The organism is Eubacterium sp. MSJ-13 (assembly GCF_018918235.1).
In the GTDB taxonomy this organism is placed as follows: Bacteria; Bacillota; Clostridia; order Lachnospirales; family Lachnospiraceae; genus Butyribacter.
The window spans coordinates 1-8,705 of sequence record NZ_JAHLQE010000142.1; the positions used below are offsets into that span (position 1 = coordinate 1).

The 8,705-nt window shown below is 37.5% G+C and carries 6 protein-coding genes; 1 reads left to right on the top strand and 5 read right to left on the bottom strand.

The window, feature by feature from the left end; all coding sequences use genetic code 11:
• Positions 1-57: 57 nt before the first annotated feature.
• The 3 genes from KQI69_RS08785 to KQI69_RS08795 all read right to left on the bottom strand — a co-directional run bounded on the left by KQI69_RS08785 (position 58) and on the right by KQI69_RS08795 (position 4,928).
• Positions 58-1,797: an ABC transporter ATP-binding protein gene (locus tag KQI69_RS08785; protein WP_216565006.1), complete on the bottom strand. Its 1,740-nt coding sequence runs from the start codon at positions 1,795-1,797 to the stop codon at positions 58-60.
• Positions 1,798-1,886: 89 nt separating this feature from the next.
• Entirely contained in the window at positions 1,887-2,381 is a 495-nt protein-coding gene (locus KQI69_RS08790) for a DUF5721 family protein (protein ID WP_216565007.1), read from the bottom strand.
• A gap of 642 nt (positions 2,382-3,023) precedes the next feature.
• Positions 3,024-4,928, bottom strand: coding sequence for an alpha-amylase family glycosyl hydrolase (locus tag KQI69_RS08795; RefSeq protein ID WP_216565008.1), 1,905 nt, complete (start codon positions 4,926-4,928; stop codon positions 3,024-3,026).
• Positions 4,929-5,215: 287 nt separating this feature from the next.
• Here KQI69_RS08795 and KQI69_RS08800 point away from each other — a divergent pair, with 287 nt between their 5' ends.
• Positions 5,216-6,847: an ABC-F family ATP-binding cassette domain-containing protein gene (locus KQI69_RS08800; RefSeq protein WP_216565009.1), complete on the top strand. Its 1,632-nt coding sequence runs from the start codon at positions 5,216-5,218 to the stop codon at positions 6,845-6,847.
• 236 nt (positions 6,848-7,083) lie between these two features.
• Here the strand turns inward: KQI69_RS08800 and KQI69_RS08805 are convergent, their stop codons facing one another.
• Together KQI69_RS08805 and KQI69_RS08810 are read right to left on the bottom strand one after the other, a co-directional pair.
• The gene (locus tag KQI69_RS08805; RefSeq protein ID WP_216565010.1) at positions 7,084-8,034 is read right to left on the bottom strand and encodes a glycosyltransferase family 2 protein; all 951 of its coding nucleotides are present in this window, start codon (positions 8,032-8,034) and stop codon (positions 7,084-7,086) included.
• Positions 8,035-8,097: 63 nt separating this feature from the next.
• A complete protein-coding gene (locus KQI69_RS08810) occupies positions 8,098-8,544 on the bottom strand; it encodes a GatB/YqeY domain-containing protein (RefSeq protein WP_216565011.1) in 447 nt (148 codons plus the stop codon).
• Positions 8,545-8,705 lie beyond the last annotated feature (161 nt).

Below are 8,705 nucleotides of genomic sequence, written 5' to 3' on the forward strand. Positions count from 1 at the left end.
TTGAGGTTCTTTTTTATTCAATTGGCACTTTTAATGAATTACAGGAATGCTCCTATATTATTTTTCATCAAAATCAGCATTGCCGTTTACCTGAGATTCATATACTTCTCTGTAAATCTCATTGCTTTCAAGCAGTTCATCCGATGTTCCAAAGCCGTTTACACAGCCGTCTTCCATAACGATTATCTTATCGCAGTCTTTTATACTTGAAACTCGCTGTGCGATTATTATCTTTGTCGTGCCCGGTATCTCCTCTGCAAACGCTTTTCTTATCTTTGCATCAGTTGCAGTATCAACAGCACTTGTCGAATCGTCAAGGATAAGTACCTTAGGCTTCTTTATAAGTGCTCTTGCTATACAGAGTCTCTGTTTCTGTCCACCTGAAACATTGTTACCGCCCTGCTCGATATATGTATTATAGCCATCAGGCATCCTGTCGATAAACTCATCTGCACAGGCAAGTTTGCATGCTCTTATACATTCCTCGTCAGTTGCATCTTTGTCACCCCAGCGGAGATTTTCAAGTATCGTTCCACTGAACAATACATTTTTCTGCAATACGACTGCAACCTCATCCCTGAGCGTCTCGATATCGTACTCTCTGACATCAATCCCGCCTATCTTGACCGCACCGTCCGTAACATCATAAAGACGGCTCAAAAGATTAACAAGACTTGACTTTGCACTTCCTGTTCCTCCTATGATACCGATAGTCTGTCCTGACTTTATCTCAAGGTTTATATCCTTTAATACAGGAGTTTTTGCTTCTTTTTTGTAGCTGAAGTTTACATGTTCAAATGAGATATCACCATTCTTAACCTCCATAACAGGTTCCTCAGGATTTGTTATGTCAGGCTTCTCATTTATTACTTCGCATATACGCTCTGCACTTGACACACTCATCGTTATCATTACAAATACCATTGATAGCATCATAAGGCTCATAAGTATGTTCATGCAGTAGGCGAGAAGTGTTGAGAGATTACCTATCTCCATGTTTCCACCTACGATAAGTTTTGCACCTACCCAGCTTATTATAAGAATACAACTGTAAACTGTAAGATTCATAAGCGGCATATTGTAAGCAACCGTCTTTTCTGCTTTTATAAACATTTTGTAGACATTCTCGCTTGCTTTTGTAAATTTCTTCTGCTCAAAACTCTCTCTTGAGTAAGCCTTTACGACTCTTATCGCATTTACATTCTCCTGAACGCTCTCGTTTAACTTATCGTATTTTTTAAATACCTGGTCAAAATATTTCATGGCAACTTTTATTATAAGTGCAAGGAAACATCCGAGTATTATAACCGCTATAAGATATATAGTTGCAACCCTTGCATTTACATAAAATGACATTGCCATCGCACAGATAAGGCTCGCCGGTGCCCTCATGCACATACGGAGTATCATCTGATACGCATTCTGAACATTTGTTACGTCAGTCGTAAGTCTTGTTACAAGACCTGATGTACTGAACTTATCAATATTTGAGAAACTGAAAGTCTGGATATTGTCATACATAGCCTTTCTTAAGTTTCTCGCAAATCCCGTCGATGCACTAGCACCGTATTTTCCACCCATCGCACCTGCCCAAAGGCTTACAAGTGCTGTTAATACCATCAGTGCACCCATAAGGTAAATATGATTAAGATTACCTTTTTGCACACCGTCATCAATTATTGAACCCATTATCAATGGAATGATTGTTTCCATGATAACTTCCAAAATCATAAATACAGGAGTAAGAATCGAATCTTTTTTAAATTCTTTAACCTGTGCGCCTAATGTTTTAAGCATTTTTGTCCTCCTTATAATTTATTAAATTAAAAACATGAAGCTATAGCATAAAATTTATGCCGTATAAAAATTTATGCCGCATAAAACATTTATGCGTCAACTGAAATCTTCAATGTCTTAATCCACTCTCTTACGGCATCATCCCATCCCCTGTCGAGCGTCTTATCCATAGTAAACTCTCTGTGAGTGATACCCGTAACCATCGTAAGTTCACCTTTTTCATATTTTATCTGAAGATACATATCAGGCTGCTCGCTCAAATATCTTGAAAGCACGCCGCTGCCCTCTAAAATCTTTTCTGCTGCCTCTCGGCTTGCTTTAAGTGAGAACTTCATATACTCAGGTGTCTTTTTTCCTTTTATGTAATCAAATAAAAAACCCCTTGCCTCTCTCCAATATAAAAGTGCAGACAATTGATTTTCTTTTTCGTCATCATCATACCAATTTAGATTTCTTTTTCCATTTATTTCAAATGTGGCAAATGTTACCACTTTTGAATCTTCCAGAAAAAACTCATCAAATGTCTCTTTTAACAACAGATGAGCCATAGTTATCTTAATATCATTTATTTTAAAACTTAACATAAAATCTCAACTTTCTGTAAATACTATTCACACGACAACAAAGACAGTAATATCCACACATAACCAAGCGAGTCCGGAGCATTAAGCTCTGGTGTTTGTTGTATGTCATTTAAACAATCTTCTGTCAGTTGTCTTTATATATATGTAACTGTAGACTGCCGGTATATATCTGTGCTTTTCGTGCACTTTACACAGCTTATTATACCGCAGGTATGGTCTTGTCCATCTTCTGTCAGAAAACATTCTGAAAATGAATAAGACTATACGGGCACCAAAAAAGTGCACAGAAATGAGGTCTATCATGAAAAAAAATGCTGAAATGATGAGAGAAGTAGCTTCACTCTGTAGTAAATACTGTAGCTGCGATGATTGTGGCTGCGGCTCTAAAAACTCAACATCAGCCAATGCATCCTGTCAGAACTGCACACACTATGATGCAAAAAATGTGTGTGATATCGATCTTTACGAGGAAATCGTCACTAATCATCAGTTGTAATACTGACATTTTAGTATCATCTTAAAAATGTAACTGAATAAATCAGGGCGTTTTTTAAGTGTGCTTTATCTAACATGATAAGGCACACTTTTTTTATGTATCTCTTTTCATTTTTATATCTGTTGCCACATTATATACAACACTTTTTATCTTCCTACAAACACTGCTATACTTCTTGGCTGCATAAGATATTCCCTATATGTCCCGCTTTCCTGTTTTGCCTTCTTTCTGCGTTTTCTTTTTTCAGGTATCTCTAAAAATTCCCCAATAGATGTATCTACTGCCGGATACCATTTTCTTCCGACAGAGGGATTTGGAAGTTCAAACACTTTTCTCTCCCAGAACATATTGAATACTATATAGATATCATCATCCTCAGTCTCACCATATCTTCCACTTAAAAGGATTCCTAACATACGGCTGTAATTTGAAAAATCTGCTCTCCAAGCCTGTATGCCGTGAATTGAAATATCTGGAATTCCAACCCCCTTTGTGTCAAGCATAGTAAATGGCTTTTTCGCATGAAGTATACAGTGCTCTTTTCTAAAAGCTATAAGCTTTTTTACAAATTCCAAAATATCCTGTTCAGATTTTGTATGGTTCCAGTTAAGCCATGTGATATTGTCATCATGACAATATGCATTATTGTTGCCAAGCTGTGAATTGCCAAACTCATCACCGGCAAGCAGCATAGGTGTCCCCTGACTGCATAAAAGCATCACAAACGCATTTCTTATCTGGTTCATCCTGCTTCTCATGATAGCACGCTTTCTCGTCTTTCCTTCAACACCACAGTTCCAACTGTAATTAAACTCAGTTCCATCCCTGTTGCTCTCACCATTTGTCTCATTGTGTTTTATATCATATGAAACAAGATCCATAAGGGTAAAACCATTAACATGTGTAATAAAATTGATTATCGAATACACTGACGAGTTTCTCTTAAACCTTTCTGAAAATGTCTGAACCATTCCCTCGTCACTTTTTAAGAATCGTCTGGCATCATTCATAAATCCCTCATTATACTCCGCAAGCGAATGATTATTCACTGCTCCGGTATCACGCAGCATATTTTCATCCCAATATGAAGTCATAAGTTTGACACCCGATATGATAGGATCAGATACAAGTGAGATTGCCGGCATGACTTCCTGATTTATCCTGAATCCATCTATATGATAATTGATAACCCAGTGTCTCAGACAGTCTGCCATCAGACACAGATTTGTCCCCGGCATAAAATATATATCCATAAGCACCTCGATACCTGCAAGATGCATCTGTCTGACAAATTCCTTAAATTCCCTGTCCGAATGTTCTGCTTCTGACGCGTAAGAAGATTTCGGTGATAGATAATATGTATTTTTAGTTCCATATCCCCAGTAATTTATCTTCTGTTTTGCCTCCTGCCCTTTGTCCTCTCCCTCAGGCAAAGGTGCATATTCATCATAACAGAGTTCATCAAACTCATAACATGGCAAAAGCATAACCGCATTTATGCCAAGTTCTTTAAGATAAGGTATCTTTTCTGCGACACCTGAATACATGCCTTTATTTTTAACTTTTGAAGATGAATGTTTGGTGAATCCTCTCACATGAAGCTGATACATGATAACCTCACTGAAATCCCTTCCCGGCATGACATCATCCTGCCAGTCAAATTCCTCAAGACATATGCCTGCACGAAGATAATCAGGATCACGCCTCTTTCCCCATTTTTCGCGACCATGTATTATCTGTGCATAAGGATCAACAAACTCCTCCCCGTCAGCTTCATACATATATTCATATTCTTCTGACAAAACTTTACCGATATCACATTCCTCATCACCCCTGATTCCTGTGATAGTCAAAAAATAGACACTTCCCTTTTTATACTCATCTTTCAAAGGAATAACTGCCGCCGGAAGTTTTCTTCCTATACGATAAAGTTTCAATGCACATTCTTTTTTATCCGGCATGTAAACTGCAAACTGTACACCCTTGACTACTTTGGTAACTCCGAGTGTAAGTGTATCTCCAGGTCGAACATTAAACAACTCCTTTGACATGTTCATTTTCTCCATTCAATTTGTAATATTTTCATTTTACTACAAAATCTCACTCTCTGCAAAACATTATTTGTTAAATATTTGTGTTCTTCATATTAACAATAAATAAACTATTGAAACAAATTTTCCCTACACCCTTGCAAAATAGCCATTTTTCTGTAAAATAGAAAGAGTTATACAGTTGACCGAGCAAAAAGCGAGGGATGCTTCCTGAACAAAAGCCAGGAAGATGAAAACTTATATAAAGAGTTGATAAATAATAAATTTTTAAGAAAGGAAATATTTAAATGATACAAGCCAGCAATATAACACTCCGCCTCGGAAAAAAGGCACTTTTTGAAGATGTAAACATTAAATTTACAGAAGGAAACTGTTATGGTCTTATCGGCGCAAACGGTGCCGGAAAGTCAACATTCTTAAAAATCCTCACAGGCGAGATAGAGCCTAGTAAGGGAGAAGTTATCATAACACCGGGTCAGCGACTTTCATTTTTAAAGCAGGATCATTTCAAATACAATGAATTCGTTGTTCTTGATACAGTTATCATGGGTAATGAGCGTCTTTACCAGATAATGAAAGAAAAGGATGAGATATATGCAAAGGAAGATTTTTCTGAGGAAGATGGCATCAAAGCCGGAAAACTCGAAGAGGAATTTGCAAATATGGACGGCTGGAATGCTGAGTCTGACGCAGCTACACTCTTAAACGGACTCGGACTTCCTACTGATATCCACTATAAAAAAATGAGCGAACTTCCTGACAGCGACAAAGTCAAAGTTCTTCTTGCACAGGCACTTTTTGGAAACCCTGATATTCTTCTCCTTGATGAGCCTACGAACCATTTGGATCTCGATGCCATCGACTGGCTTGAAGAATTTCTTATAAATTTCGACAACACTGTCATTGTCGTATCGCATGACCGTTACTTCCTCAACAAAGTCTGCACACATATAGCAGATATCGATTATGCAAAGATACAGCTCTACGCAGGTAACTACGATTTCTGGTATGAGTCAAGCCAGTTGATGATAAAGCAGATGAAGGAAGCCAACAAAAAGAAAGAAGAAAAGATCAAAGAACTGCAGAGCTTTATCCAGAGATTTAGTGCAAATGCTTCTAAGTCAAAACAGGCTACTTCACGTAAACATGCACTCGAAAAGATTCAGCTTGATGAGATGAAACCTTCAAGCCGTAAATATCCATATATTGATTTCAGACCTGACAGAGAGATCGGTAACGAGGTTCTCACTGTTGAGCACATTTCAAAGACTATTGATGGTGTAAAGGTACTTGACGACATTTCGTTTGTTATAAACAGAGAGGATAAGGTTGCCTTTGTTGGAAGCAACACTATTGCAGCAACTACTCTTTTCCAGATACTTACAGGTGAACTTGAACCTGATGAGGGTACATTTAAGTGGGGCGTAACGACAAGTTTTTCTTATTTCCCTAAAGATAACACAGAACTTTTTGACAGAGATGAAACTATCGTAGATTGGCTTATGCCTTTCTCTCCTGAAAAAGATCCTACTTATGTAAGAGGATTCCTCGGACGTATGCTCTTCCCTGGTGAAGATGGAGTAAAGAAAGTAAATGTACTTTCCGGTGGTGAAAGAGTACGCGTAATGCTCTCAAAAATGATGATACTCGGCTCAAATGTACTTGTTATAGATGAGCCTACAGCCCATCTTGACATGGAATCCATCACTGCATTAAACAACGGACTTATAAAATTCCCTGGTGTAATCCTCTTTACTTCACAGGATCACCAGTTTATACAGACTATCGCAAACCGTATTATGGAGATTACTCCGGGCGGACTTATCGACAAACTTACAACATATGATGAATATCTTGAAAGCGATGAGATGGCAAGAAAGAGACAGATTCTTTCGGTTCAGAGTGATGATGTGGACTAAAACATCAAACAACGCTATTACATTCGTAATATCATTGTTTGATGTAGCAACAAAAAGACCAGACAAATTCTATTTGCCTGGTCTTTTTTTGCTGATTTCCACTATTATTTTTTAATGGTTTTAACTGTATTTTTTTGCTGCTTTGCACTACTTTTTTAATATTTTAGCTGTAATTTTTTCACTGATTTCCACTACTTTTTTAATATTCTGAATATATTTTTTGCCTATTCCCACTACTACTCTTTATACAGGAGTCTTTCTATTATAAATCTAGGTCTTTCCTTAACTTCCATATATATCTTACCGACATACTCACCTATGATGCCAAGTGACAGAAGTATCAGTCCGCCGATTCCCCACAGTGATATGACTATCGTAGTCCATCCCTGAACAGTATGTCCCAGAGCCCATACTACGAGAAAATATATGAGCATGATTATACTTACCGTAAATACTAATGTACCTAATGTCGTAATCATTCTTATCGGTTTTACACTGCATGATGTTATACCATCCACAGCAAATGAAAGCATCTTCTTTAAAGGATATTTTGACTCTCCAGCAAATCTCTCATGCCTTTCATAATATACAACATCCGTCTCATAGCCTATCATCGGAACGATTCCTCTAAGGAAAAGATTTACCTCCTTATATTTTGCAAGACCTTCCAATGCTCTCTTGCTCATAAGACGATAATCAGCATGATCCTGTAATGTGTCAGCTCCCATAAATTTCATAAGCTTATAAAACGCATGAGCCGTACTTCTCTTAAATACTGTGTCAGTGGCTCTTGTAGAACGCACACCGTACACGATATCCTTCCCTTCATTAAATTTGTCGATAAACTGCTCGATGACACCTACATCGTCCTGAAGGTCAGCATCAAGAGATATCGCAGCATCTGCATAATCTTTTGCTGTCATAAGACCGGCAAGCAGTGCATTCTGATGCCCTTTGTTGTGAGCAAGGTTTATACCAGTAAAAATAGGATCAGATTCGTGAAGATCCGTTATAATATTCCATGTATTATCTTTAGAACCATCATTTACAAAAGCAATCTTGCTTTTATCACTTATCTTTCCACTTTTTACAAGTTCTGTCATAATGCTTTTAAGCTGTTTTGATGTTTCCGGCAGTACCTCCTGCTCATTATAGCATGGAATTACGAGCCATATTATTTTTTTCATATCATTGATTCCCTATCTTTTTTTATTTTGTGATATACCACTATAAGGTAAAAATACCTTTTTCTACTTAAACATTCCGCCAAGTACCTGATTTACAAGTTTTCCATCTGCCTTGCCCTTAACTTTAGGCATAAGGACTTTCATTATCTTACCCTTGTCTTTTGCTGTAGGCTCAGTAATCTCAAGTTCCTCAAGGACACTTTCTATAACAGTCTTTATCTCTGCCTCATCCATCATCTTTGGTGCATATTCTTCTAACACTTTGATAGTGTAATTGCACTCTTCTATAACATCTGTTCTGTCCGCCGGTGTCATCTCCAGAGTTTCTTTCGTCTGCTTAATGAGTTTTAATATTATCTGGTCTCCCTCGGCATCTGTTATCTCTTCTCTCTTATCTATCTGAAAATTCTTGAGAGCTGTAAGAAGACTCGATAAAACAGCTTTTCTCTCCTTATCTCTCGCCTTCATAGCAGCCATCATTTCGCCTCTTATAAAATCTACTTTATTCATGATATATTCCTCCTATCCTTCCATCATTTTATATGACAAATTTGTCAAAAATTCACATAAAACAAAAATCGCAGAATAATCCAATGAAAATTCTACGACCTTTAAACTGGGCTACAAGGATTCGAACCTTGAAATGCTGGAGTCAGAGTCCAGTGCCTTAC